Here is a 1542-nt window from a genome sequence, read left to right as displayed (position 1 = left end):
TTCGTGCCTATGAAAATACGATCTCCATCGTGTATGAGCTGCCGAAGGCTGCGATCCTTTGATCTGGCTCTTGAAGATCAAGATCAAAAGATCGCAGCCTTCGGCAGCTCCTACAGGTCAGGTCAGGTCAGGTCAGTTTTGCCAGGCACGCCTCAAGGATATCCAGCCCTTCCTCCAGTACCGCAGATTCGGTCGTCAACGGCGCCAACAGCCGAATGATGTGACGCGACTTGCCGCTAGGCATCAGCAGCAAACCGGCGTCCCGCGCCAGCGCCAGCAGTTGCGTCAATTGCGCCGCTGCGGGTGAACCGTCGGCATTCGCCAGTTCGATGCCGCGCATCGCGCCAACACCGGTCAGACGTCCCAGATACGGCGACAGCTTGCTCGCGCGCCAGGTTTCGTAGCGGCTGACAATCGCCTCTTCCTGCTGCGTGCCCCACGCTTGCAGATTGGCATCGGTCATTTCGTCCAGCGTCGCCAATGCAGCGGCGCAGGCGATGGGGTTGCCGGAATAGGTGCCGCCGAGCCCGCCCTTGGGCAAGATGTCGAGCAGCGATTTGCGCCCGACGACCGCACCGAGCGGCACGCCACCGGCGATGCTTTTACCGAGCAGGATCAGGTCCGGCTCGATACCCAGTCGCGAAAACGCAAAACGCTGACCGGTGCGGCCGAAACCGGACTGGATTTCATCGGCGATCAGCACAATGCCCTTTTCGTCACAGAATTTGCGCAGTGCCTGGGCGAACTCGACGTCCATGGCCAGGAAACCCGCTTCGCCCTGCACCGGTTCGACGATGAAGCAGGCCACGTCCTCGACATCGATTTCAACGCTGAACAACCGATCCATGGCCTTCAGCGCTTCAGCGCAAGTCACGCCGTTATCCTGGCTGGGAAATGGCAAGTGATAGACCGGCCCAGGCAGTGTGCCGACTTTCTGTTTGTAAGGCGCGACTTTGCCGTTGAGGTTGAGTGTGGCCAAGGTGCGACCGTGGAAGGCACCGTCAAAGGCGATCACGGCAGTGCGGCCGGTGGCCCCGCGAACGATCTTCAGCGCGTTCTCAGCCGCTTCGGCGCCGCTGTTGGTGAGCATGCCGCTGACCGGGTAATCGACCGGGATAAACGTGCTGAGGCGGTCCATCAAGTCGATGTAAGGGCCATGAGGCGCGGCGTTGAATGCGTAGTGGGTCAGGCGCGTGGCTTGTTCGCGAATGGCTTCGACGATTCGAGGATGGCAATGGCCGAGGTTGAGTACGCCGATGCCACCGACGAAGTCGATGTAGCGTTTGCCTTCGGTGTCCCAGACCTCGGCGTTTTTGCCGTGGCTGAGCGTGACAGGGTGAACGATATTGATCGACTGACTGATGGTTTCGCTGCGCATGGATGACCGGCTCGGAAGAAGGAGGACTTCTTTTTATCTAAGCCGTCAGCAGCGGTAGGGGGCAAACGAAATAAAGTTGCCGGGTCAATCTTAAAAGTCTGGATGTGAGGGCAATAGATCAAAAGATCGCAGCCTTCGGCAGCTCCTACAGGGGCATGCGATCA

At 59.5% G+C, this 1542-nt stretch carries 1 protein-coding gene; it reads right to left on the bottom strand.

Features of this window, described 5'->3' with window-relative positions; genetic code table 11:
• Positions 1 to 127: 127 nt before the first annotated feature.
• On the bottom strand, positions 128 to 1378 hold the full coding sequence (locus ACW9JC_RS30200; protein ID WP_457459632.1) for a 2-aminoadipate transaminase: 1251 nt from the start codon (positions 1376 to 1378) through the stop codon (positions 128 to 130).
• Positions 1379 to 1542: the final 164 nt, after the last annotated feature.

The organism is Pseudomonas sp. SDO5591_S426 (assembly GCF_054070755.1).
This window is presented reverse-complemented; position numbering and strand designations above follow the sequence as displayed.